Here is a 24,032-nt window from a genome sequence, read left to right as displayed (position 1 = left end):
AGGCCCGGGTCCTCCGAAGAGGGCCGGGCATGAGCGGCTAGGTCAGGCAGCTAATCGTTCTTGGTGCCCAGGGTGGTCTTCTGCACCTGCATCAGGAACTCAACGTTGGACTGCGTTTCCTTGATCTTGCCGGTGAGGAGCTCCAGTGCCTGCTGGGTATCAAGACCGGAAAGGACGCGGCGCAGGCGCCACATGATCTTGACCTCTTCAGCGGAGAGCAGGTTCTCTTCGCGGCGGGTGCCCGAGGCGTTGACGTCCACAGCGGGGAAGATGCGCTTGTCCGCGAGGTTGCGGGAAAGGCGCAGTTCCATGTTGCCGGTGCCCTTGAACTCCTCGAAGATGACCTCGTCCATCTTGGAACCGGTCTCAACGAGAGCAGTTGCGAGGATGGTCAGCGAGCCGCCGTTTTCGATGTTTCGGGCTGCACCGAAGAAACGCTTCGGCGGGTACAGGGCCGAAGAATCGACACCGCCGGAGAGGATACGGCCCGACGCCGGAGCGGCCAGGTTGTAGGCACGGCCCAGACGGGTCATGGAGTCCAGGAGGACCACGACGTCGTTGCCCATTTCCACGAGGCGCTTGGCCCGCTCAATGGCGAGTTCGGCAACCGTGGTGTGGTCATCGGCGGGACGGTCGAAGGTGGAGGCAATGACCTCGCCCTTGACGGTGCGCTGCATGTCGGTGACTTCTTCGGGACGTTCGTCCACGAGGACCATCATCAGGTGTACTTCGGGGTTGTTGATGGAGATCGCGTTGGCGATCGCCTGCAGGATCAGCGTCTTGCCCGCCTTGGGCGGGGAGACGATCAGGCCGCGCTGGCCCTTGCCGATCGGGGCAACCAGGTCGATGACGCGGGGGCCGATCACTTTGGGCGAGGTCTCCAGGCGCAGGCGCTCGGAGGGGTACAGCGGAACCAGCTTGTTGAACTCGACGCGGTCCTTGTTGTCCTCGGCCGGCTTGCCGTTGACGGAGGTCAGGCGGACCAGCGCGTTGAACTTCTGGCGCGCAGTGTTGCCCTGGTTCTCTCCCTCACGGGGTGCACGGATGGCGCCAACCACGGCGTCGCCCTTGCGCAGGTTGTACTTCTTTACCTGTGCCAGGGAAACGTAGACATCGTTCGGGCCCGGCAGGTAACCGGAGGTGCGGACGAACGCGTAGTTCTCCAGGACGTCCAGGATGCCGGCGACGGGCAGCAGCACGTCGTCTTCAGTGACCTCGACGTCGTCAACCTCGGGGCTGCGGTCGCGGTTGCGGCGGCGCTCATTGCGGTCGCGGAAGCGGTCGTTGCGGTCGCCGCGGTCATTGCGGTCGTTCCGGTTCCGGTTCCGGCGGTTGCGTCCGCTGCGGCTGTTGTCGTCACCGTCGGAATCGCGGTTGTCGCGGTCGCTGCGGTTGTTGTCGCGGTCGTTCCGGTTGTTCTCGCGGTCGCTGCGGTTGTTGTCCCGGTCGTTCCGGTTGTTGTCCCGGTTGTTCTCGCGGTCATTCCGGTTGTTGTCCCGGTCATTGCGGTTCCGGTTGCGGCCCTGGCGTTCGCCGCGGTCGTCCTCACGGGACTCACGGGAAGAGTCGCCCTTTTCCTGTGAAGCGTCCGCGCCTGCAGTCTCTGCGGCGTTCCCTTCACTGGAAGTTTCGCTGTCACTGCGGCGGTTGCGGCGGTTGCGGCCGCGCTCGCGCTGACCCTCTTCGCGGGTGCCTTCCTGAGCCGGTGCGGCTGCGGGGGCCTCTGCCTGTGCCGCCTCCGGTGCCTCACCGGCGGCGGGAGTGACGACGCCGTCGCTCGCTGCACGGCGGTTGCGGTTGCGGGTGCGGGACGGACGCTCGGCGGCCTTCTCGCCCTCAGCGGCAGCGGGAGCCTCAGCGGCCGGTGCAGCGGCAGCTGCCGGTGCGGCAGCTTCCTTTACCGGACGGTCGGCTCCGGCCTTGTCAGCCTTTGTGGCCTCAGCCTTGGAGCCGCGTACCGGACGGTCAGCTGCGGCACGGTCTGCCACTGCTCCCCCGCGCTGGTGGTTTGAAATGGCCGTAACCAGATCGCCCTTGCGCATGCGGGATCCGCCGGTGATGCCCAGCTGGCCGGCCAGTGCCTGCAGCTGTGCAAGCTTCAGGCCGGCAAGACCGGAGCTCTTTGAATTTGTTTCGCCGTTGGAACCGGCGGATGCTGATGAGTCCACACCTGCAGTCAGGTCGGTGGTATCTGTCACGAAGGATCCTTCCCCCTCGTCGGGCGGTCCGGCATGGATGCCGGCCGCGTTGAATGGCCCTTGGACCGATGATCTGACATGCGGTCCAGGGTTCACCTGCTGCGGGGATTCCCGGCAACGGTGAATCTGCTGGTGCCTTGATTGGAGAGTCCACGGTAGTTACGGCAGCTTCGCTGCCTGAAAACACCTGGATCAGATAATCATCGACTGACCGTTTCTTGGCAGTCTCCGGAAGGCTACACCGATGCTTGCGTTTCCGCGGGTCGACTTTGCCCAGCCGTCCGAATCGTTATGAAGGCTGTATTTGCCGCCAGCACATCTGGGCTGGAAGCTGCAGAGCACAGCCAACACAGTCAACAATCCGGTCTTAGGAACAAGCCACGGTGGTCCACAGAACGGGACGACCTGCCGGTGGAAGCACAAATACGGTGACATACCGAGTTACGGGTATTTACCGATGGTGCAGTACCACTCTAGCACCATCCTGGTCGACGCCAAGCCCCAGCACACGCCAGTTTTGGCCGCTGTGTGCGTCCAGGTAGGCGGAGATGAATTCCTCTGCGGCGCGTGCCTGGTCCGCGTCCGGGGCGAGCGTCATAACCGTTGGCCCGGCGCCGGAGACGACGGCCGCGTATCCTTCACTGCGCAGGGCACGGATGAGGTCAGCGCTCGGGGCCATGGCGGGGGCCCGGTAGCCCTGGTGCAGGAAGTCCTCGGTTGCTTCGCGGAGCAGCGACGGATCCGTGGTCATGGCGTGCATCAGCAGCGCCGCACGTCCGGAGTTCGCGGCGGCATCGCGGTGCGGCACGGCCGCCGGCAACAGCCCGCGGGCGCTTTCGGTGGAAAGTTCAGTGGCTGGAATGGCGACAACGGGCACAATGTCCGGATGTACACCGGCCCGGATGGAGCGGAATACGCCGGCTTCCTCCCAGGACACCGCCAGCGCACCGGACAGAGCCGGTGCCACGTTGTCCGGGTGGCCTTCCAGCGCCGAGCAGGCGTGCAGCAGGCCGGCGGCATCCAGGCGGGCGGAAGCGGGCAGGAGCGCGTTTCCCGCCAGGACTCCGGACACAATGGCCGAGGCGGAGGAGCCGAGGCCCCTGCCATGCGGAATCACGTTCTCGCACTCAAGCTCAAACCCGCCTGCGACGAACCCGGCCCGGCGGATGGTGTCCGCGATGGTCCGTGCCACCAAATGCGTTTCGTCCGTTGGAAGCACGTCCTGGCCTTCACCACGGACCCGCACCCGGACCGTGTCCGAATCCGTGGTGCGGACCCGCACGGTGTCGTACAGCGAGACGGCCATGCCCAGCGAATCGAATCCCGGACCCAGGTTGGCGCTGGTCGCAGGGACCCGGACCGAAAGGTCCTGGCCCGCTGCAATCCGGTCACCGGACGCTGCGTCCGCAGCCTGGACTTCCACCTTCACGGCCTGCCCTAGCCGGCCGAGGCCGGGGCGGCCTCTTCAAGGCCCAGTGCAGCGGCCACGCTGACGACGTCGAAGTCCACCTTGGTGGGCTCAACGTCGGATCCGTCGGCGGTACGCAGGGCCCACTGCGGGTCCTTCAGGCCGTGGCCGGTAACGGTGATGACGATCTTCTTGCCCGTGGGAGCCTCTCCGGCTGCGTGCTTCTTGAGCAGTCCCGCCACACCGGCCGCGGAGGCAGGTTCCACGAAGACACCCTCGCGGGAGGAAAGCCAGCGGTGGGCTTCAAGGATTTCGGTATCCGTGACTGCTTCGATGAGGCCGCCGGATTCGTCGCGGGCAGCGATTGCCTGGTCCCAGGACGCGGGGTTGCCAATCCGGATGGCCGTGGCAATGGTGTCAGGATCTGTCACGGGGTGGCCCTTGACCAGCGGGGATGCGCCCTCGGCCTGGAAGCCCCACATAACCGGAGTCTTGGTGGCGACCGGTGCCAGCTCGGTACCGGCGTTGTTGGTCCAGGGCTGGGCGTATTCCTGGTAGCCGCGCCAGTATGCGGTGATGTTTCCGGCGTTGCCGACCGGCAGCAGGTGGTAGTCCGGTGCGTCGCCCAGGAAGTCGACGACCTCGAAGGAGGCGGTCTTCTGGCCTTCGATGCGGGCCGGGTTCACCGAGTTGACCAGGAAGACCGGGTAGGCCTCGGCCAGCTTCCGGGCAACCTCAAGGCAGTTGTCGAAGTTGCCGTTGACCTGCAGCAGCTGCGCACCGTGCGCGATCGCCTGGCTCAGCTTGCCCATCGAGATCTTGCCGTCCGGGACCAGCACCGCGCAGGTGAGTCCGGCCTGTGTCGCGTAGGCAGCAGCGGAGGCACTGGTGTTGCCGGTAGAGGCACAGACAACTGCCTTCGCTCCGGCTTCCACGGCAGCGGTGATTGCCATGGTCATGCCGCGGTCCTTGAAGGACCCGGTGGGGTTCATGCCTTCGACCTTGAGGTAGACCTCATTGCCGGTCAGTTCGGAGAGGGCCTTCGCATGGACCAGCGGGGTGCCGCCTTCACCGAGCGTGATGACTTCGGTCTTCTCGGTGACCGGGAGACGGTCGGCGTATTCGCGGATGACGCCGCGCCATTGATGAGCCAAGGTTCTAGACTCCTTCTACCCGCAGGACGGATGTAACGGAATTGATGACGTCCAGGCCCTTGATGGCCTGCACGGTGGCCGCCAGCGCAGCCTCGGGTGCACGGTGGGTCACGAAGCGCAGTTCGGCGGAGGCGCCGGCTGCGTCGGTGTGGCTCTTTTGGCGCATGGTCTCGATGGAGACGCCGTTCTCGGCGAAGACCCGGGCCACTGCGGACAGGACACCGGGAGCGTCGGCCACGTCAAGGCCAATGCTGTAGCTGGTGGTGACCTTGTCCATCGGCAGGGCCGGGACATGCCCGGAAGCCGCCTCGACGCCCATATGGCCGCCCAGCACCAGGCGGCGGGCAACAGTGACGACGTCGCCCATAACAGCGGAGGCGGTCGGTGTGCCGCCGGCGCCCTGGCCGTAGAACATCAGTTCGCCGGCGTTTTCGGCCTCCACGAACACTGCGTTGAACGCGCCGTGGACGGCTGCCAGGGGGTGGGTGCGCGGCAGGAGCGTGGGGTGGACCCGGACGCTGACGCCCTCGGCGCCGTCGGCCTCCAGCTTTTCGGCGATCGCGAGCAGCTTGATGACAAAGCCGGCGTCCTTTGCCGCCGCAATGTCCTCCGCGGTGATCGAGGAGATGCCTTCGCAGGAGACGTTGGCCAGGTCGAAGGTTGTATGGAAGGCCAGGGATGCGAGGATCGCGCCCTTGGCAGCGGCGTCGTGGCCTTCGACGTCGGCGGTCGGGTCCGCTTCCGCGTAGCCCAGGCGCTGGGCTTCGGCCAGTGCATCGGCGAACTGTGCGCCGGTGGAATCCATCTGGTCAAGGATGTAGTTGGTGGTGCCGTTGACGATGCCAAGCACACGGGTGATCCGGTCGCCGGACAGGCTGTCCCGGATCGGCCCGAGGATGGGGATGGCGCCGGCAACGGCGGCTTCGTAGGCCAGCCGGACGCCGGCAGCGTCGGCCTTCTCATACAGGGCAGCCCCGTCGGCTGCCAGCAGTGCCTTGTTGCCGGTGACCACGGAGGCACCGTGGCCGATTGCGTGCAGGATCAGCGTGCGGGCCGGCTCAAGGCCGCCCATCAGCTCAATCACGATGTCCGCCGATTCAACCAGTGCCTCGGCGTCCGTGGTGAAAAGTTCGCGGGGCAGCTCGGCATCCCGGGGTGCGTCAGGGTTGCGGACGGCGATTCCGGCCAGCTCCAGCTTTGCTCCCGTGCGGGCGGTGAGGTCAGCGGCGTCGTCAATGAGGATCCGGGCCACCTGGGATCCCACGTTCCCGCATCCCAACAGTGCCACTTTGAGGGTCTTCATTGCTGTGCCTTCTCCTATACCGGTCATGAAACGTCCCGCGACAGCAGGTCTTCTTCGGTTTCGCCGCGGATAATCAACCGCGCGGCCCCGTCCCTAACAGCCACAACAGGCGGGCGGGCAATGTAGTTGTAGTTGCTCGACAGCGCCCAGCAGTAGGCGCCGGTGCCGGGAACAGCCACGAGATCGCCGTGGTCCACGTCCGAGGGCAGATATACATCCCTCACCACTATGTCCCCGCTCTCGCAGTGTTTGCCAACCACGCGCGACATAACTGCGTCATGTTCCGAGGCGCGCGAGGCCAGCACGGCGGAGTAGTCGGCGTCGTAAAGCACCGGGCGGGCGTTGTCGCTCATCCCGCCGTCCACGGATACATAGCGGCGCGCCGCCGTTTCTCCGGCGGGCGTGTCAACGCGGACAGTCTTGACGGTGCCGGCGCGGTAGAGCGTGAACGTAGTGGACCCAACGATCGCGCGTCCGGGCTCAATCGAGATGCGCGGGGCAGCGAGGCCCAGCTCAGCGCAGGTGGAGGAGACGACGGCGGCCATGGCCTGTGCAATCTCCGCAGCCGGACGCGGGGTGTCCGCCTCGGTGTAGGCAATGCCGTAGCCTCCGCCAAGGTCCAGTTCCGGCAGTTCAACGCCGTGGACTGCCCTGACCTCGGCCAGGAAGGCCAGCAGGCGGCGGGCAGCTTCTTCGAACCCGGCGGGGTCGAAGATCTGCGAGCCAATGTGGCTGTGCAGGCCCAGCAGATTGATCCCGGGGTTTTCCAGTGCTGCGGCGACAGCTTCGGCTGCCGGAGACGTCCCGGTTTCCGGATCGGCTGCCATGGACAGGCCGAACTTCTGGTCCTCGTGCGCGGTGGCAATGAACTCGTGGGTGTGGGCATGCACTCCGGGAGTCAGCCGCAGCATTACGTTGGCGCGCACGCCGCGGTCCTGCGCAAGGGCACCCAGCCGGTGCAGTTCCGGGAGGGAGTCCACAACTATCCGGCCCAGTTCCATGTCCAGCGCACGGTTCAGCTCGGCATCGGACTTGTTGTTGCCGTGCAGGCCCAGGTTGGCACCGGGGATGCCGGCACGGGCGGCAACAGCCAGTTCGCCGCCGGAGCATGTGTCCAGCCGCAGTCCTTCATCGCCGACCCAGCGTGCGATCTCGGTGCAGAGGAAAGCCTTCCCCGCGTAGTACACGTCCACTCCCCCGCAGACCTCGGCGAAAGCGGCGTCGAAGGAATCCTTGAAGTCCCGGGCACGGGCCCGGAAATCAGCCTCCGAGACCACAAACACCGGGGTGCCGAACTCTGCCGCGAGGGCGGAGACCGGGATTCCGGAGATCTCAAGTTCGCCGTGCTCTCCGCGCCGCACGTCCTGCGCCCACATGTCGGGACGCAGGGCGTTGGGGTCTTCGGGCAGGCTGAGCCAAGCAGGTGCCAGCGGGGAAACGCTCATGCTTTCCTTACATCCGTTCCGGAGCGGAGACGCCCAGCAGGTCCAGGCCGTTGGCCAGCACCTGGCGGGCCGCCGTGTTCAGCCACAGGCGGGTACGGTTCACGTCCGTGACCTCTTCCCCGTTCTGCGGGGCAATGCGGCAGGCGTCGTACCAGCGGTGGTAGGTGCCGGCAATGACTTCCAGATGGCGTGCCACGCGGTGCGGTTCCCGGAACGTGCTGGCCTGGGCCACCACACCGGGGTACTGGCCAAGGGCAGCCAGCAGTGCGCCTTCGGTCGGGTGGGACAGCAGCGTGGCGTCAAAGGCGGAGTTGTCCACGCCGGCGGCCTCGGCGTTGCGGGCCAGTGCGTAGGTCCGGGCGTGGGCGTACTGGACGTAGAACACCGGGTTTTCGTTGCTGCGCTTGGTCAGCAGGTCCAGGTCAATGTCGATGTTTGAATCCGTGGAGAACCGGGCCAGCGTGTAGCGGGCTGCGTCAACGCCCACGGCGTCAACCAGGTCTTCGAGCGTGACCACGGTTCCGGCGCGCTTGGACATACGGACCGGCTTGCCGTCCTTGACCAGGTTCACCATCTGGCCGATCAGCACCTCGACGCACTCCGGGTCGTGGCCCAGGGCAGCAGCAGCCGCCTTCAGGCGTGCCACGTAGCCGTGGTGGTCCGCACCCAGCATGTAGAGATTCAGGTCGAAGCCGCGCTCGCGCTTGTTCTGGATGTAGGCGATGTCGCCGGCAATGTAGGCGGCGTTGCCGTCGGACTTGATGACTACGCGGTCCTTGTCGTCGCCGAACTCGGTGGAGTTCAACCACCAGGCGCCGTCCTTCTCGTACAGGTTCTTCGATCCCTTGAGCTGCTCCAGCAGCTTGTCGACCTGCCCGTTTTCGTGCAGGGAGTCCTCGTGGAAATAGACGTCGAAGTCAACGCCGAAGTTGTGCAGGGATTCCTTGATGTCCCCGAACATCAGGTCCACACCGATGGCGCGGAAGCGCTCCTGCGCCTCCGCTTCCGGCAGTTCCAGGATGTTGGATTCAACCGCGAGCACGCGGGCGGCGATGTCCTCGATGTAGGCACCGGCGTAACCGTCCTCCGGCGCCGGCTCACCCTTGGCCGAGGCCAGCAGGGAGCGGGCAAAGCGGTCGATCTGCGCACCGTGGTCATTGAAGTAGTACTCCCGGGTGACTTCAGCTCCCTGGGATTCGAAGACCCGGGCCAGCGCGTCGCCGACGGCGGCCCAGCGGGTTCCGCCCAGGTGGATCGGACCGGTGGGGTTGGCGGAAACGAATTCCAGGTTGATCCGTGTGCCGGAAAGCGCATCGGAGCGGCCGTAGGAGGGGCCGGCTTCAACGATTGCCTTCGCCAGCTCGCCCGCGGCACCGGCGTCGAGCGTGATGTTCAGGAAGCCGGGTCCGGCAATGTCAACCTTGGCAACGCCGTCGATCTTCTCCAGCCGCGAGGACAGGATTTCCGCGAACTGGCGGGGGTTCATACCGGCCTGCTTGGAGAGCTGGAGCGCAATGTTGGTGGCCCAGTCACCGTGGTCCCGGTTCCGCGGGCGCTCCACGCGGACCTCGGAGGGGAGCTCGATGCTGAAGTCACCCGCATCGATGGCGTCTTTGAGGCAGGCAGTTACGGCAGAGGAAAGTTCTTCAGGAGTCACCGGTTAAGCATAGCGGGGCTGCACACACCGGCCTTATTCCTCCGGTTTGCGTCACCTGAATCTCCAGCCCGGGGGCAAATGTGTCCTGCAGCACAGCCGGGCACCGAAAGGCACACGGCGGCGTTGATGGGTTGTAATAAGAGGGGAAGACCCGCCTGCAATTGAAGGAGCATCCGTGAATTCCAAGAAACCGCTGCTAACTGCCGCCGCAGGTCTGGCGCTGCTGGGAACCGCCGGCTGCGGCTCCACCGGAACGGCCCAGGACGCCGCTTCCGACGAGGCAGCGGGTGCTTCCACGCCCGCAGCGTCCAGCGGTACAGCGTCCAGCGGTGCGCCGGCAACTGGCGGCCAGTACCAGAACGGTGAATACACCGCCACGGGCAGCTACATTCCGCCGTCAAACACCAAGGAAGAGGTCACGGTATCCCTGACCCTGAGCGACGGCGTAGTCACGGACGTGGAAGTTTCCACGTCCGGCAACCACCCGACGTCCAAGCGCTACCAGGCCGAGTTCACTGGTGGAGTCCAGCAGGAGGTCGTTGGAAAACCCCTTGATGAGGTGAAGGTGGACAAAATCGCTTCTTCCTCGCTGACCAGCTCGGGCTTCAACAAGGCACTGGACGAAATCAAGAGCGAAGCGGCCCGCTAGAGGCCTGATCATGGAGTCCTGGTCCTTCGAAGCGATTGGCACGCAGTGGGAAATCAGTGCCGAGGCCCCGCTCGACGCCGAGACCCGTGCGGCCGTGACAGGGCTTGTCTCCGAGTACGACGCGGCGCTCTCCCGTTTCCGCAGCGACTCGATCCTGTCCGGGCTCTCACACGGCGGAGGCACGGTATCCCTGCCCCGCTACACGGCTGAACTGTTCTCGCTCTTTGATTCCCTGGACCGGCTGACCGGCGGGCGGATGAACCCGCTGGTTGGCGGTTCGCTTGAGCTGTTGGGCTACGGCCCGGGCTACCGGCTGACCCCGCAGGGTCCGGCTGCCGGCGCCCCGCCCTGGCCGGAGGCCGTGCGCTGGGAGTCCGGGGCCCGGGACGATGTCCGCCTGAGCCTGGACCGCCCCGGGACGCTCGACGTCGGGGCTGCCGGGAAGGGCCAGCTGGTAGACCTCGTCTGGGAACTGGTTACCGGACGCGGATATGCTTCGGTTGTGGTGGATGCCGGTTCCGACATGCGCCACTGTGGACCCGGACTGCGGGTTGGGCTGGAGCATCCCTTCGACCCAAACCAGGCCATCGGCGTCGTGCACCTACAGGACCGCGCCCTGTGCGCCTCCGCCACCAACCGGCGGGCATGGGGCAATGGCCTGCACCATGTCCTGGATGCCTCCACGGGCTTACCTGTCAGGGCCGTAGCTGCCACCTGGGTCCTGGCGCGGAACGCCATGACTGCAGACGGCCTGGCCACAGCACTGTTCCTCACTGACCCTTCCTCTCTCGCTGCCGAGTTCCAATTCGACTACGTGCGAATGTTCTCCGACGGCAGGGCAGAGTATTCACCCGCAATGGCTGGAGTCCTTTTTTCATGACCGTTTCCCTGAGCACTCCCTCCGCACGGCTGCAGCGCCTGCTGGGGAGGATGAGCATGTACCGCATGCTCGTGGTACTGCTGCTGGCCATGGCCGCGTGGTCCTTTGTGCTCTCCCTTGCGGGCGCGCTTTTCTACACTCCGGCCGAGCTTGCGGCGACGCTGGCAACCGCGGTGGTCTCCACGCTGATGGCCAGCCGGGTGATGGGGCTGCTGTTCCGGACCTTCCCGCAGACGGACTCTGCCCTGATTACCGGACTGCTGCTGTTCTTCCTCTTCTGGCCAACCACCGACGGCGTCCAGCTTGGCTGGATCGCGCTGGCTGGACTGGCTGCAACGGCCTCGAAGTACGTGCTGGTCTGGCGGCGGCGCCACATCTTCAACCCGGCTGCCGTTGGCGCTTTCGTCATGGGCGTCACGGGGCTTAACGCTCCTGTCTGGTGGGTGGCCGCGCCGCTGATGCTCGTAGTGGTGATCCCGGCAGCACTGCTGGTGCTTTACCGCAGCCGCCTGCTGCCGATGGCCGGAATGTTCGTGCTCGTGGCAACGGCAGTCGTGGTGATTCGCTTTGCCTCTGCCGGAGAGTCAGTGCTGGAGGGCCTGGCCACGGCGCTGGGGTCCTATCCTGTGCTGTTCTTCGCCGGCTTTATGCTCTCCGAACCGCTGACCCTGCCGCCGCTGCGCTGGCAGCGGCTGGCGGAAGCCGGCGTCGTTGGCATCCTGTTCTCCGTTCCGTTCTCCCTCGGACCGGTGTTTATGTCTCCCGAACTTGCCCTGCTGATCGGCAACCTGCTTGCTTTCGCTGCCGGACAGCGGGGCGGCATCTCGCTGCGGCTGCGCGGCTCCCGGGAGCTGACCCCCACAGCACGGGAGCTGGTCTTTGAACCGGAGCGGCCGCTGCGCTACCGGGCGGGGCAGTACCTGGAGCTGAGCCTGCCGCATCCCAGCCCCGACAGCCGCGGCCTGCGCAGAATTTTCAGCCTCACCTCCGCACCTGAGGACCCGCAGACCGTTTCGGTAGCGCTGCGGGTTTCATCTCCGGGCAGTTCCTTCAAGACGAAGCTGCTGGCGCTGAAGCCCGGTGCCCGAATCTCGGCAACGTCCGTGGGCGGCGACTTTCAGCTTCCGCGCGATTCCGGACGCAAAATCCTGATGATGGCGTCGGGAATCGGCATTACGCCGTTCCTGAGCCAGCTGCGCTCCCCCGACGCTGCCGGCCGGGACATTGTGCTGGTCTACTCCGCTTCCTCCACCGCGGAGCTGGCCTACGCTGACGAGCTGGCAGCGCTTGGGGTCAGGGTAGTTGCCTGCACGCCTGAAGATCCTTCGCGGCCGGGATGGACCTGGCTTGGGGCACGTTTGCCGGATGCCGCTGCCCTGGCCAAGGCGGTTCCCGACGCCGCGGAGCGCACGGCGTTCGTGGCCGGTTCGCCGTCGGCCGTCGCTGCCGCCCGCAGCGCGCTCAAGGGAGCCGGAGTGCGCCGGGTCCACACCGATCCGTTCCTGGGGTACTAACCTCCTCCTGATCCATCGAGAGGCCAGTTACGGCTCTTTTGCAGGCTGAAACGAGCCGTAACTGCCCTCTCGGCGGGTGGGGGCGGGGAAATGGTTTCCGGGCACCGGCAAGAACCTGCTAAGCTTCTTTAGTCCCTGCAGGACACACCGGTTACCCGGTGTCCCGCCCTCGTAGCTCAGGGGATAGAGCGGTTGCCTCCGGAGCAACAGGCCGTAGGTTCGAATCCTATCGAGGGCACGAAATTGCAGGGAAAACCCCGCTGCCATTCATGGCAGCGGGGTTTTTTGCTGCCTTGTCCCTGTCAGTAGCGGATGGCGTCGATGACCTTTACCCGCACCGCTACCAGGGCAGGTATGAGTCCTGCGAGGGCCCCGACGGCAGTGGCCGCTCCCAGCCCCAGCAAGGCAGCCTCCACCGGGAACGGGGGCAGCTCGGTGACACCAAAGGCGACCTGCTGCTGTACTACCGGGAGCTTGACGACGGCGACGGCCGCCATCACCCCCAGGACTCCGGCCGCGAACGTCGCCACCACGGATTCGAGCATTACCCCAAAGAAGATCCGGCCCGACGTAGCGCCGAAGCTGCGGCGGATGCCGATTTCCCGGACCCGGTGCTTCACCGTGACCATGGAGATATTGAGCAGGCCTACGGCGCCAAGAAGCATCACCATGCCCGCGATCCCTCCCACCACCAGTGTCATCACCGCATAGGGGTCACCCCACGCTGCATAGTCGCTGCGGTAGACATTTGGCTGCATGCCGGGAAACTGTGCCGCGAGATCGGCCGTAATGGCGTGCTGCAGAGCCTCTGCCGTGTCTTCGGGCACCCACAGTTCCAGCATCGGTACGGATCCGTTGTCCGCGGTTCCCAGCCTGTCGTAAGCGCCGGTAAGGAGGTATGCGGACGCAGACTCCTCCGGATACAGGTTTGGCCGGACGCCGGTGACAACGGCGTCCACGGGGTGGCTGCCGTTCCGGATTTCCACGACCGGATCGGCGTCCAGATCCGGGTAGCCCAGGCGCGCGTGGAATGCTTCGTTGACGATTACGGCGGGGGCAAACCGCTCGGCATCAGCTTCGGTAAACCAGGTTCCTGAATCGAGCTTCACCCGCCTCATGGTGCCGTAGTCCACGTCCACAACCGAGGTCTGGATTTGGACTACCCCGTCAGGGAACTGGAACGGGATAACCGTGGGAAAAAACAGTGAGGCGTGCTTGACGGAATAGCGCTCCACCGTGGCGTCGTAGGCCTCGCGCAGCGCGGCGGTATCTGCGGGGGAGCCGTCATTGGGGTAGGCCGAGACGCTCACGGTTGCCGGGCGCCCGCTTTGGGCTTCGGATCCCTGCGCCATCGCAGCACGTGCCATATCTGCCAGCGCGACGACGGCGGTCAGCGCCGCTACTGACAGGGCAACCCCAACCAGGGCCAGCAGGATCCGGGCCCGGTGGATCCTCAGTTCGGTCCATGCCTCCACCAGGGCAGCGGCCATTCCGGACAGGCTCATGCCGCCTCCTCCCCGGCACTCAGGCGTCCGGCGTCCAGGAGGAAATGCCTGTCCGCGAGCGCCGCGACATTGGGGTCATGGGTGATCGTCACCAGTGCTGCTCCGGATTCAGCCACCACCTCCTGCAGGAGTGCCATGACTGCCTGGCCCGTTCCGATGTCCAGCGCACCCGTAGGTTCATCGGCCAAAATCAGCTGCGGTCCGCGGACCAGCGCCCGGGCAATTGCGACCCTCTGCTGCTCTCCGCCGGACAGTTTCTGCGGCTTCTCGTGAAGCCGGCTGCCGAGGCCAACGCGGTCCAGCATCTGCGCGGCGATTCTCTCCCGCTGCCAAAAGGACCGCCCACGGGCGTAGAGCAGCGGGGTCATAACGTTCTCCACGGCCGTGCGTTCGGGCAGGAGGTTGAACTGCTGGAAGATAAACCCGACGGCGCTGCCCCGCCTGACGGCACGTGCGTTCGGGTTCATGGACTCCACGGGAATCCCGTCGAACTCCATCTGCCCCGATGTAGGAAGGTCCAGCATCCCCAGGATGTTCAGCAGGGTGGACTTGCCGGACCCGGAGCGGCCTACCACCGATACGTGGTCTCCCCCGTGGATCTGCAGGTCAACGCCGTCCAGGATGGTGAGGTTCTTGCCGTCCGGGAGCATAACGCTGCGGGTCACCTGCTCCAGGCTAATGAGTGAACGGCGCACGTACTCCGGCTCTGCCCCCGCACCAGGCTGGACCGAGACCTCTGATGCAAGTCCGGTCATCCGCCCATCACCCCGGGACCGTACATCATGCCCTGTTCATCCTGCGGAGCTTCGGCCCCCGGGACGAACAGGAGGACTTCCTCGCCCTCGCTGAGGCCCTGCGTGATCTCAACAGCCTGTCCATCGGTCAGGCCGAGGGTGACCGGGCGTTCCTCGGTATCCCCCGAAGCGGTGACAACCCACACCACGCCGTTCTGCACGAGCCCCTGGACAGCGGTGGTGGGCACGGTGACTGCGTCGCTTGCCTCGCCGGCCGTGATGGTAATGGTGGCACCCAGGCCGCCGAACACCGGGACATCGCCGGGAACAGCGCAGCTCACGGATCCGCTGCCCTGCGGCGTCTGCGGACCAGGGGCTGAACCGTCCTGCCCCGCCGCGCCGTCGCCCCCGGCAGCGGCCGGCGTTTTGCCCATGGTGAGGTCACCGCAGGCGAAGGGGGCCGGTCCCCCATTCAGTGCAACCTCGGCGGTACCCGGGCGGTTCAGGATTCGAAACTGCTGGTCGGGGGTCAGTGTCCCCTGGACCGAGAACGTCCCCGGATCGATCGAGGCAACCTCTGTTCCGACGGTGACCTGCTGGTTCAGCAGCACCGTGAATGTGCCCAGGGTTCCGCCGGCCGTGGCCGTAACGTCAACGTAGGTGTAAAGCGGCGCGGCCGGCGGCGGGGGGCCGTCATCCTCATCGGCTGCAGGCATGACCGGCTGGTCCTCGAGGAGCTTTCGAACCTGGAAAAGCCGCTGGCCTTTCTCCACCGTCTGCCCCTGCTCTGCATCGATGAAGACCACTGTCCCGTCCGTGGTGCTGCGGACCGGGATCCCCGGATCGGACAGCACCGATCCCTGGACCTCCACGGTGTTGGTGATGGTGGCCAGCTCAGCCTGGACCGTAGCTGTCTGTATCTGGGCAGAGGGCACGTCTGTCTGTGCCTCAGCCCGCATGCCGTCAAGGAAAGCGAGCTTGAACAACGCTGCGGCGATGACGGCGAAAACAACCAGCCACAGGATTGGGAAAACAATGCGCCGGGCAGCACCCATGAGCCCTCCAAATAGGGTAGACCGCTGCCGGGTGGGGCCAGCTGCGTTTCGTTGTCCGGAACCTGTCTCTACCTTGCGGTTCCGGTTTGACTGGGGTGAACGCTACCCCGCAGGCAGGCTGCATTGGCCGTAAACGGCTTCAGCCGCGCCGCATTCCATCCCGGCGGTGGAGGGTTTTCATCTTCCGGGCTGACTTGCACGCGGCCCCGTCCGTGTTCACCGGCCGGGTGGACACCGGCTGCCCGGTACGTAGAATCAGGGTTCCGGCCGCCGGCATGCTTGTGTCCGATTGGTTTGCTGGATGGCCGAAGCACGTTTCGTCAGTCCGCCACGAGTACTCGGGAGCACCCATGGCCAAGCAGCTCGCCACGCAACTGATCGACCAGCTCCGCGCCGCCGGGGTGGAGCGCATTTATGGAATCGTCGGAGACAGCCTGAACCCCATAGTTGATGCTGTCCGCCGGACCGGAGGATCCAGCCGCGGCGGGATCGACTGGATTCATGTGCGGCATGAGGAAGCGGCCGCACTGGCAGCATCAGCGGAAGCGCAGCTCACGGGAAAGCTGGCTGTCTGCGCCGGTTCCTGCGGACCGGGGAACCTGCACCTGATCAACGGACTTTATGATGCGAACCGAAGCGGCGCCCCTGTACTGGCCATCGCCTCGCACATCCCCAGCGTCCAGATTGGCAGCGGCTTTTTCCAGGAGACCCACCCCGACCGGCTTTTCACCGAGTGCTCGGTGTATTCCGAACTTGTCAGCACCACCGATCAGGCTCCGCGTATCATGCACAGCGCGATCCAGCACGCAGTAGCCCTGCACGGAGTCTCAGTGGTCACTATTCCCGGCGATATCGCCGGGCAGAGGGCCACGGCGCCGACTCCGGAACCGGCGCTGTGCCGCCCGGCCACCATGGTTCCAGCCGCCGAGAGCATCCGGGAGCTGGCTGCTGCCGTAAACGAAGCCCGGAAAGTTGCGGTGTTCGCCGGCATCGGGACGGAAGGCGCCCACGACGCCGTCGTTGAATTCGCTGCCAAGGTGAAGGCGCCGGTGGGCCACTCCCTCCGGGGAAAAGACTTCATCCAGTACGACAATCCCTACGACGTAGGCATGACGGGGCTGCTGGGCTACGGGGCAGCCGCGGAGGGGATCAAGGACGCGGACCTGCTGGTATTGCTGGGCACCGATTTCCCGTACAACCAGTTCCTTCCTGACACCAGGACGGTTCAGGTCGACCGGGCCGCGCAGCACCTGGGGCGGCGCACCGACGTGGACATTGCGGTTCACGGCGACGTCCTTCCCACTCTTGAGGCGCTGCTGCCCCTGGTTGAGGAGAAGCAGGACAGGAGGTTCTTGGACGAAATGCTCAGGAAGCACGACCGGCTGATGAACAAAGCGGTTGGCGCCTATACCCAGAAGGCGGAAAGGCTCGTCCCCATCCACCCGGAGTATGCGGCTTCGCTCCTGGACGAGGCAGCCTCCCCGGACGCTGTCTTCACCGCGGACACCGGTATGTGCAACGTCTGGGCTGCCCGGTACATCAATCCGCTGGGGACGCGGCGCATCATCGGTTCCTACCTGCACGGCACCATGGCCAATGCGCTCCCCCACGCTGTGGGCGCCCAGCTCTCCCAGCCGGACCGGCAGGTGGTGGCGCTCTGCGGTGACGGTGGACTGTCCATGCTGCTCGGCGAGCTGATCACGGCCCGGACGAACAATCTGCCGCTGAACGTGGTTGTCTTCAACAACTCCACCCTGGGGATGGTGAAGCTTGAAATGCTGGTGGACGGGCTGAACGACCACGGGGTGGACGTACCCGATACCAACTACGCAGCAATTGCCGCTGCCATCGGCTTCCATTCCGTGCGGGTCAGTGATCCGGCGGACATCATGGACGCCTACCGGGCAGCCTTCGACCATCAGGGGCCGTCCCTGGTGGAGCTGATCACCGATCCCAATGCCCTGTCCATACCGCCCAAAATCACCACCGACCAGGTTCTTGGATTCGCCACAGCCATGTCAAAGGTGGTGCTGAACAAGGGCGCGGGCCAGGCGGTCAGCATGGCCCGAAGCAATCTGCGCAACATTCCCCGGTCCTAGGGCAGGTCGCTGTGCCGGCGCCCGCCGTTCCTGCCCTGGCCCGGTCCGGCGGCATGGACACTACCCGGCGTCTGCAGCAGCCGGCGGGTATGGGTGGAGCGGGTATCCCCGGCCGGGGCTGTGCCGCACCGCGCGTCCGCGGAAGACCCTGCGGTACGCGGCCGGGCTGATCCCCACATCGCGGTTGAAGTGGTGCCTCAGCAGGACGGCCTGCCCGAACCCGGAGGCCCGGGCAACCTCTTCAATGCTCAGCTCGGATTCTTCCAGGAGTTCCTGGGCGCGGAGCACACGCTGCGCATTGATCCAGGCCGAAGGCGTTGTGCCGGTTTCGGCCTTGAACCGGCGTGCGAAAGTGCGCTCTGACATGTGTGCCCGGGCTGCGAGCGCCGTGATTGAATGCTCCTGCTCCAGGTTGCCGCTGATCCAGACAAGGGTGTCTTCCAGCGTGTCGCAGCCTGTGACGGCGAGCGGACGGTCAATGTACTGCGCCTGCCCGCCGTCACGGTGCGGGGGCACCACCATGTCCCTGGCAATTGACGACGCCGCCCTGGCTCCGAGCTCAACCCGGACAAGGTGGAGCGCTGCGTCGATGCCTGCTGCCGTGCCCGCACTCGTAATCACGTTGCCGTCCTGGACGTAGAGCACGTTTTCATCCACTTCCACCCGGGGATAGCCCGAGGCCAGCTGCCCCGCGTTCCTCCAGTGCGTAGTGGCCTTCCTGCCGTCCAGGATGCCTGCTTCGGCGAGCGCGAACGCTCCGGTGCAGACCGAAAGCACCCAGGCGCCCCGCCGGACGGCATGCTGAAGCACTTCCTGCACTGCGGGCGGAACCGGGGTGGGTTCGGGTTTCCATCGCCCAAACGGCGCCATGACCACCAGATCCGCATCTGCTGCCGCTTCGAGCCCGCGCTCAACCATGATCGTGTATCCGCCGGAGGTGCGTACCGGTCCCGGCACATCGGTGACCAGCCTGAAATCGAAGCGGGGCACTCCTGTCCCGCGGTGTGAGCGGTCCAGGGCGAACACCTCCGCCACCAGTCCCAGCTCAAACGGACCCACGTTATCCAGCGCTACCACGGCTACCGATTTCAGCATGCCCAGAGTATGGCAGTTTCATACTGATGATGGTCCTTTCTGTCACTTATTTTTTCCGGCCGGACGGCACAGCCTTGAGACATGGAAATCTTATTCATAGCCGTCGTAACCGCACTGCTCCTGCTGAGCATCGCCGCCGTCATCATCGGCATCCGCAATGACGGGCGGGGCCACCTCCCTCCGGTCAGCTCCGGCCGCCCATGGCACGGCAATTCGCTGTGGGACGTACGGGATCCGCGGGACCTCTACCTCGACCGTCCCTACCAGCCGCGGGGGTACTGACGCGCCTGCCCTGGCCCAGTAACGTCGCTTCGATCCCGCGACAGCAGCGTTACTGCGGCCATGTCCCCTCCCCGATTAGGCAGGTGGACACCAGACCCGTTTCGATCAAGGACAGCTTCTGTCCGCATCCCGGAGTAGCTTTAGGACCATGCTCGAGACTTCCGCCAGGCTGCTGCATCTCCTGTCCCTCCTGCAGCTGCGCCGCGAATGGACCGGCTCCGCCCTGGCCGAGCGGATGTCCGTCACTGAACGCACCGTCCGGCGGGACATCGGCAAGCTCCGCAGCCTTGGCTATCCGATCTCTGCTTCCCCCGGAATCGCCGGGGGTTATCAGCTGGGCGCCGGTGCGCAGCTGCCTCCCCTGCTGCTCGACGACGAGGAGGCGCTCGCCGTCGCGCTGGGCCTGACGGCCGTCGCTTCCGGGCCGGTCTCGGGAATCGGCGAGGCATCGATCCGGGCGCTGGTGAAGCTGGAACAGGTCCTCCCGGGACGGCTGCGGCCAAAGTTCTCCGCCCTGCGCCAGTCCGTGAGCGTCATGGCAGGTCCTTCGGCCACCGTTTCCGCAGTGAACCCGGAGATCCTGACCGCGTTCTCGACCGCAATCTCCGAACGGCGGGCCGCCGCATTCCGCTACCAGGCCCATGAGGCCGCGGAGGGCCGCCGGATCGTGGAGCCCTACAAACTGGTCAGCACGGGACGGCGCTGGTACTTGGTGGCCTGGTGTACCGAACGCCGGGACTGGCGCACGTTCCGGGTGGACAGATGCCAGTCGGTGCCCGTCCTCCGGGAGAAGTTTGCGCCGCGGCCGCTCCCGGCACAGGACCTGGCGGCGTACGTTCAGGCGGCGATCACCCGCAGTCCCTACCGGTACGACGTCGTTATCCGCATCGCTTCGCCGCTTGCGGCAGTAGCCGAGCAGGTTCCCGCGGAGGTTGCAGTGCTGGAAGCGGACGGACCGGGCCACACCGTCCTGCGCAGCGGGTGGGATTCGCTGGACCAGCCTCTGGTGCGCATGGCCGGCATGGGTGTGGAGTTCGAAATCCTGGCACCGGAAGAGATGCGTGAACGCGCCCGCACAGCGGCGGGGCGCCTGGCAAGGGCAGCAGGGGAGATTCCGCCCACGCATTAGACTGGTGCCAACTATGGCACTGACAATTTCCTATCCCCCGGAGCTTCCCGTCTCGGAACGCCGGGATGACATCATGGCCGCCATCGCGGCCAACCAGGTCACCGTGATCGCCGGTGCCACAGGTTCGGGTAAAACCACCCAGATCCCGAAGATGTGCCTGGAGCTGGGCCTGGCCGAGAAGGGGCTGATTGGCCACACGCAGCCGCGGCGTCTCGCGGCGAGGACTGTCGCCGAACGCATCGCGGAGGAGCTCGACGTCGAGATCGGCGCCGAAGTGGGCTTCCAGGTGAGGTTCACCGGGGAGACCAGCCGGGATACGAAGGTCAAGCTGATGACCGACGGCATCCTGCTCGCGGAAATCCAGCATGACCGCAAGCTCAGGAAGTACAGCACGATCATCATCGATGAGGCCCACGAGCGGAGCCTGAACATCGACTTCATCCTCGGCTACCTCAAGCGGCTGCTGCCGGAGCGGCCGGACCTGAAGATCATCATCACCTCCGCCACGATTGACCCGGACCGCTTCGCCCGGCACTTCGCGGCGCCGGACGGCACTCCTGCTCCGGTGATTGAAGTTTCGGGCCGGACCTTCCCCGTGGAGATCCGCTACCGGCCGCTGAACCAGCCCGCACTGGGGACGGACGACGAAGAAGAGGACGAGCTCGAAGAGGACCGCGACCCGCTGGACGCAGTCTGCGATGCCGTAGACGAACTCTCCCGTGAGGCTCCCGGTGACATCCTGATCTTCTTCTCCGGAGAACGTGAAATCCGCGACGCCGCCGACGCGCTGCGCGGTACGGTCACCCGCAACCCGCGGCTCGCCAATACCGAGATCCTGCCGCTGTATGCCCGCTTGTCCCTGGCGGAACAGCACCGGGTCTTCTCCCCCGGCAAGCACCGCCGGATTGTGCTCGCCACCAACGTTGCCGAGACGTCGCTGACCGTCCCGGGCATCAAGTACGTCATTGACACAGGCACCGCCCGTATCTCCCGGTACTCGCACCGGACCAAGGTCCAGCGGCTGCCCATTGAGCGTATTTCCCAGGCCTCGGCGAACCAGCGTTCGGGCCGCTGCGGCCGTGTCTCGGACGGCATCGCCATCCGGCTCTACTCCGACGAGGATTTCCAGGCCCGCCCCGAATTCACCGACCCGGAGATCCTGCGCACCAACCTTGCCGCCGTCATCCTGCAGATGGCCGCCATGGGCGTGGCACAGGGGCCCAAGGACGTAGCGGACTTCCCATTCGTCCAGCCGCCGGATCCCAAGGCGGTCAACGACGGCGCACTGCTGCTCCGCGAGCTCGGTGCGCTGGCCCCCAAGGGCGGGATCACCGCCGTCGGGCGCAAACTTGCCCAGCTCCCCGTTGATCCCCGCCTCGGCCGGATGATCGTGGAAGCCGGGCAGCGCGGCTGCGTCCGCGAGGTCATGGTCCTGGCTGCGGCGCTGACCATCCAGGATCCCCGCGAACGGCCGTCCAAGGACGACCCGGCACGGGCGCAGAAGGCAGCCGAGCTGCACAAGCGGTTCGTGGATGAGAACTCGGACTTCACCGGCTTCCTGAACCTTTGGCGCTACGTCCAGGAGAAACAGAAGGAACTCTCCTCCTCCCAGTTCCGCAAACTGTGCAAAAACGAGTTCCTTAACTTCCTGCGCATCCGCGAATGGCAGGACCTGTTCGCGCAGCTGCGCCAGCTGGCCAAGCCCTTGGGCATCACTCTCTCCCCCGGCGATGTGGATCCGGTCGGGAAAGAAAAAGACGTCCACATTTCCCTGCTGTCCGGGCTGCTGAGCCACATTGGTCTGTACGACCAGCGCAAGCGTGAGTACGCCGGCGCGCGCGGGACCCGGTTCGCCGTCTTCCCGGGATCGGCACTGTTCAAGAAGTCCCCTGACTGGGTCATGGCCGCCGAACTGGTGGAGACGTCCCGGCTTTGGGCCCGGATCGCTGCACGCTTTGATCCGCTGTGGGTAGAGGAAGTGGCGCCGCACCTCATCAAGCGCACCTACAGCGAGCCGCACTGGTCCAAGCGCAACGGGTCCGTGATGGCCTACGAGAAGGTCACCCTGTACGGGGTGCCCGTGATTCCGCGCCGCAGCGTGAACTACGGCCGGATCGACCCCGTGCTGTCCCGCGAAATGTTCATCCGGCATGCCCTCGTTGAGGGTGACTGGCGCACCCACCACAAGTTCTTCCACCGCAACCAGGCGCTGCTTGCCGAGGTCGAAGAGCTGGAGACCCGGGTGCGCCGCCGCGGCCTGCGTGTGGATGACGAAACGCTGTTCGAGTTCTACGACGAACGCATTGGCAGCGAAGTGGTCTCCGAACGGCACTTCGACAAGTGGTGGAAACATGCCCGGCATGAGGACCCGAAGCTGCTGGACTTCGACCCGGACGCACTGCGCACCGATGACGCCGCCGGCCTGGACGAAGCGGAGTTCCCCAAGACCTTCCGCTATGCGGACTTCGATCTGCCGCTCTCCTATGAGTTCACCCCCGGGGTTCCGGGAGCCAACGACGGCGTGACCGTCGAGGTCCCGGTGCTCTTCCTGAACCAGCTGGATCCTGAACCGTTCCGCTGGCAGATTCCGGGCCTGCGGGCCGAGCTGATCACGGCCCTGATCAAGTCCCTGCCCAAGGCTGTGCGGAAGAACTTCATTCCTGCCCCGGATGTGGCGAGGGCTGCTGCAGCTGCCCTTGCAGCGGACTTTGACCCGGCGTCGGATCCCCTGGAACCGTCGCTGGAGCTGGCCCTTCGCCGCCTGAAGGGACACATCATCCCTCCGGGTTCCTGGAACTGGGACGCTATCCCGGAACACCTGCGGATGCGGTTCACCGTGGTGGATTCCTCCGGACGGGTCCTGGATGAGGGCAAGGACCTTGCCGCCCTGGAGGAGTCGCTGGCCCCTGCAACCCGCCGTGCCATTGCAGAATCCCTGGGAGCCACGCCCGGAACCGTCAAGCCGTCACAGAAGACAGCCACGGCCAAGCCGTCCCGCGCGGCCGCCGCAAACGGGAACGGGAAGGCATCGTCCTCCTTCCGGGAGGAAACCGGCCTCACCGAGTGGAGCGTGGGCACCATCGAGCGCCGGATCGATACGCTCGTGGCCGGCCACACTGTCACGGGCTATCCGGCCCTGGTGGACGAAGGCAGCACCGCTGGCCTGCGTGTTTTCCAGAGCGCAGATGAGCAGGCCGCGGCAATGCGTGCAGGCGTGATCCGCCTGCTCGCGCTGCGGGTGCCCAGTCCGGCAAAGTACGTGCTGGAACACCTGAGCAACGCGGAGAAGCTCACCTTCAGCCAGAATCCGCACGGCTCCGTGGCCGCCCTGATCGAGGACTGCACCCTGGCAGCGATCGACAAGCTCACGCCGGAGGAACTGCCCTGGACCAGGGAAGAGTTCGATGCCCTGTACGAGAGGGTTCGCGCGGATCTGATCGACACCGTCTTCACAGTGACTGCAATCGTCGAAAAGGTCCTTTCCGCCACCCGGCGAATCCAGAAACAGCTCAAGGGAACCACGTCCCTGGCACTGATTTCAGCCCTGAACGACGTACGGGCGCAGCTTGAACAGCTGGTGTATCCGGGCTTCGTGGCACGGACGGGCTATGCCCAGCTGGCCCAGCTGCCCCGCTATCTGGGCGGCATTGAGCGGCGGCTGGAAAAGCTGCCCACCAACGTGCAGCGGGATTCGCTGAACATGGCGGTCGTGCAGGGCCTGGAAGATGATTACGACGACGCCGTGGCGGCTTTGGCGCCCGGGCGCGGGACTCCCCCGGCGCTGGCCGAGGTGCGCTGGATGATCGAGGAACTGCGCATCAGTTTCTTCGCCCAGGAACTGGGAACGGCCCGGTCCGTTTCAGAGAAACGGATCCGGACCGCTTTGAACCAGGCGCTGGCGCCGGCGTAGTTCCTGCCGGGGCTA

General features: G+C 65.7%; 17 protein-coding genes and 1 tRNA gene. 8 read left to right on the top strand and 10 right to left on the bottom strand.

What is annotated here, in order from left to right; genetic code table 11:
• Positions 1-50: 50 nt before the first annotated feature.
• The 6 genes from rho to argS form a co-directional block, all read right to left on the bottom strand.
• Positions 51-2,198: a transcription termination factor Rho gene (rho, locus tag AO716_RS03945; protein ID WP_055239616.1), complete on the bottom strand. Its 2,148-nt coding sequence runs from the start codon at positions 2,196-2,198 to the stop codon at positions 51-53.
• Positions 2,199-2,649: 451 nt separating this feature from the next.
• The gene (gene thrB / locus AO716_RS03940; protein WP_055239766.1) at positions 2,650-3,621 is read right to left on the bottom strand and encodes a homoserine kinase; all 972 of its coding nucleotides are present in this window, start codon (positions 3,619-3,621) and stop codon (positions 2,650-2,652) included.
• Positions 3,622-3,635: 14 nt separating this feature from the next.
• Complete coding sequence (gene thrC, locus AO716_RS03935) at positions 3,636-4,760, bottom strand: threonine synthase (RefSeq protein ID WP_055239615.1); 1,125 nt, start codon at positions 4,758-4,760, stop codon at positions 3,636-3,638.
• A 4-nt stretch (positions 4,761-4,764) separates the two neighbouring features.
• Entirely contained in the window at positions 4,765-6,063 is a 1,299-nt protein-coding gene (locus AO716_RS03930) for a homoserine dehydrogenase (protein ID WP_055239614.1), read from the bottom strand.
• Positions 6,064-6,086: 23 nt separating this feature from the next.
• On the bottom strand, positions 6,087-7,508 hold the full coding sequence (gene lysA / locus AO716_RS03925) for a diaminopimelate decarboxylase (protein WP_055239613.1): 1,422 nt from the start codon (positions 7,506-7,508) through the stop codon (positions 6,087-6,089).
• A 7-nt stretch (positions 7,509-7,515) separates the two neighbouring features.
• Positions 7,516-9,165, bottom strand: a complete 1,650-nt coding sequence (gene argS / locus AO716_RS03920) for an arginine--tRNA ligase (RefSeq protein ID WP_055239612.1) — start codon at positions 9,163-9,165, stop codon at positions 7,516-7,518.
• Between the two features lie 175 nt (positions 9,166-9,340).
• Here argS and AO716_RS03915 point away from each other — a divergent pair, with 175 nt between their 5' ends.
• From AO716_RS03915 to AO716_RS03900, 4 genes are all read left to right on the top strand, one after another.
• Positions 9,341-9,814 (top strand): hypothetical protein, encoded by a 474-nt coding sequence (locus AO716_RS03915; RefSeq protein ID WP_055239611.1) that lies wholly within the window; start codon positions 9,341-9,343, stop codon positions 9,812-9,814.
• Positions 9,815-9,824: 10 nt separating this feature from the next.
• Entirely contained in the window at positions 9,825-10,694 is an 870-nt protein-coding gene (locus AO716_RS03910) for an FAD:protein FMN transferase (protein ID WP_055239610.1), read from the top strand.
• Complete coding sequence (locus AO716_RS03905) at positions 10,691-12,208, top strand: hypothetical protein (protein ID WP_055239609.1); 1,518 nt, start codon at positions 10,691-10,693, stop codon at positions 12,206-12,208. Before AO716_RS03910 ends, AO716_RS03905 begins: the two co-directional genes overlap by 4 nt.
• A 165-nt stretch (positions 12,209-12,373) precedes the next feature.
• A tRNA-Arg gene (locus AO716_RS03900) sits at positions 12,374-12,446 on the top strand.
• Positions 12,447-12,510: 64 nt separating this feature from the next.
• Here the strand turns inward: AO716_RS03900 and AO716_RS03895 are convergent.
• From AO716_RS03895 to AO716_RS03885, 3 genes are all read right to left on the bottom strand, one after another.
• Positions 12,511-13,713, bottom strand: a complete 1,203-nt coding sequence (locus tag AO716_RS03895; RefSeq protein ID WP_055239608.1) for an ABC transporter permease — start codon at positions 13,711-13,713, stop codon at positions 12,511-12,513.
• Positions 13,710-14,363, bottom strand: coding sequence for an ABC transporter ATP-binding protein (locus AO716_RS03890; RefSeq protein WP_055239765.1), 654 nt, complete (start codon positions 14,361-14,363; stop codon positions 13,710-13,712). Before AO716_RS03890 ends, AO716_RS03895 begins: the two co-directional genes overlap by 4 nt.
• Positions 14,364-14,464: 101 nt before the next feature.
• Positions 14,465-15,502, bottom strand: a complete 1,038-nt coding sequence (locus tag AO716_RS03885; protein WP_055239607.1) for an efflux RND transporter periplasmic adaptor subunit — start codon at positions 15,500-15,502, stop codon at positions 14,465-14,467.
• A gap of 350 nt (positions 15,503-15,852) precedes the next feature.
• Between AO716_RS03885 and AO716_RS03880 the strand changes: the two genes are divergently transcribed.
• Positions 15,853-17,601, top strand: coding sequence for a pyruvate dehydrogenase (locus AO716_RS03880; RefSeq protein ID WP_055239606.1), 1,749 nt, complete (start codon positions 15,853-15,855; stop codon positions 17,599-17,601).
• A gap of 60 nt (positions 17,602-17,661) precedes the next feature.
• On the opposite strand, the gene AO716_RS03875 is transcribed toward AO716_RS03880, so the two are convergent.
• Positions 17,662-18,696: a GlxA family transcriptional regulator gene (locus AO716_RS03875; RefSeq protein WP_082413286.1), complete on the bottom strand. Its 1,035-nt coding sequence runs from the start codon at positions 18,694-18,696 to the stop codon at positions 17,662-17,664.
• Positions 18,697-18,777: 81 nt separating this feature from the next.
• Between AO716_RS03875 and AO716_RS03870 the strand changes: the two genes are divergently transcribed.
• The 3 genes from AO716_RS03870 (at position 18,778) to hrpA (ending at position 24,017) form a co-directional block, all read left to right on the top strand.
• Positions 18,778-18,978, top strand: coding sequence for a hypothetical protein (locus AO716_RS03870; protein ID WP_055239605.1), 201 nt, complete (start codon positions 18,778-18,780; stop codon positions 18,976-18,978).
• A 148-nt stretch (positions 18,979-19,126) separates the two neighbouring features.
• Positions 19,127-20,107 (top strand): helix-turn-helix transcriptional regulator, encoded by a 981-nt coding sequence (locus AO716_RS03865; RefSeq protein ID WP_055239604.1) that lies wholly within the window; start codon positions 19,127-19,129, stop codon positions 20,105-20,107.
• A 13-nt stretch (positions 20,108-20,120) separates the two neighbouring features.
• Positions 20,121-24,017, top strand: a complete 3,897-nt coding sequence (hrpA, locus tag AO716_RS03860) for an ATP-dependent RNA helicase HrpA (RefSeq protein ID WP_055239603.1) — start codon at positions 20,121-20,123, stop codon at positions 24,015-24,017.
• The last annotated feature ends 15 nt before the right edge of the window (positions 24,018-24,032 follow it).

It is taken from the genome of Arthrobacter sp. Edens01, from assembly GCF_001307035.1.
Lineage (GTDB): Bacteria > Actinomycetota > Actinomycetes > Actinomycetales > Micrococcaceae > Arthrobacter_B.
The sequence above is the reverse complement of the archived record's forward strand: the minus strand, read 5'-3'. Positions and strand labels throughout refer to the sequence as shown.

What these genes read in the sequence shown, in the direction of transcription:
- AO716_RS03870 (WP_055239605.1), top strand. Translation starts at nt 18,778, where the DNA reads ATGGAAATCTTATTCATAGCCGTCGTAACCGCACTGCTCCTGCTGAGC.
- AO716_RS03890 (WP_055239765.1), bottom strand. Translation starts at nt 14,363, where the DNA reads ATGCTCCCGGACGGCAAGAACCTCACCATCCTGGACGGCGTTGACCTG.
- AO716_RS03910 (WP_055239610.1), top strand. Translation starts at nt 9,825, where the DNA reads ATGGAGTCCTGGTCCTTCGAAGCGATTGGCACGCAGTGGGAAATCAGT.
- AO716_RS03875 (WP_082413286.1), bottom strand. Translation starts at nt 18,696, where the DNA reads ATGCTGAAATCGGTAGCCGTGGTAGCGCTGGATAACGTGGGTCCGTTT.
- AO716_RS03930 (WP_055239614.1), bottom strand. Translation starts at nt 6,063, where the DNA reads ATGAAGACCCTCAAAGTGGCACTGTTGGGATGCGGGAACGTGGGATCC.
- AO716_RS03885 (WP_055239607.1), bottom strand. Translation starts at nt 15,502, where the DNA reads ATGGGTGCTGCCCGGCGCATTGTTTTCCCAATCCTGTGGCTGGTTGTT.
- AO716_RS03905 (WP_055239609.1), top strand. Translation starts at nt 10,691, where the DNA reads ATGACCGTTTCCCTGAGCACTCCCTCCGCACGGCTGCAGCGCCTGCTG.
- hrpA (WP_055239603.1), top strand. Translation starts at nt 20,121, where the DNA reads ATGGCACTGACAATTTCCTATCCCCCGGAGCTTCCCGTCTCGGAACGC.
- AO716_RS03895 (WP_055239608.1), bottom strand. Translation starts at nt 13,713, where the DNA reads ATGAGCCTGTCCGGAATGGCCGCTGCCCTGGTGGAGGCATGGACCGAA.
- AO716_RS03865 (WP_055239604.1), top strand. Translation starts at nt 19,127, where the DNA reads ATGCTCGAGACTTCCGCCAGGCTGCTGCATCTCCTGTCCCTCCTGCAG.
- AO716_RS03880 (WP_055239606.1), top strand. Translation starts at nt 15,853, where the DNA reads ATGGCCAAGCAGCTCGCCACGCAACTGATCGACCAGCTCCGCGCCGCC.
- lysA (WP_055239613.1), bottom strand. Translation starts at nt 7,508, where the DNA reads ATGAGCGTTTCCCCGCTGGCACCTGCTTGGCTCAGCCTGCCCGAAGAC.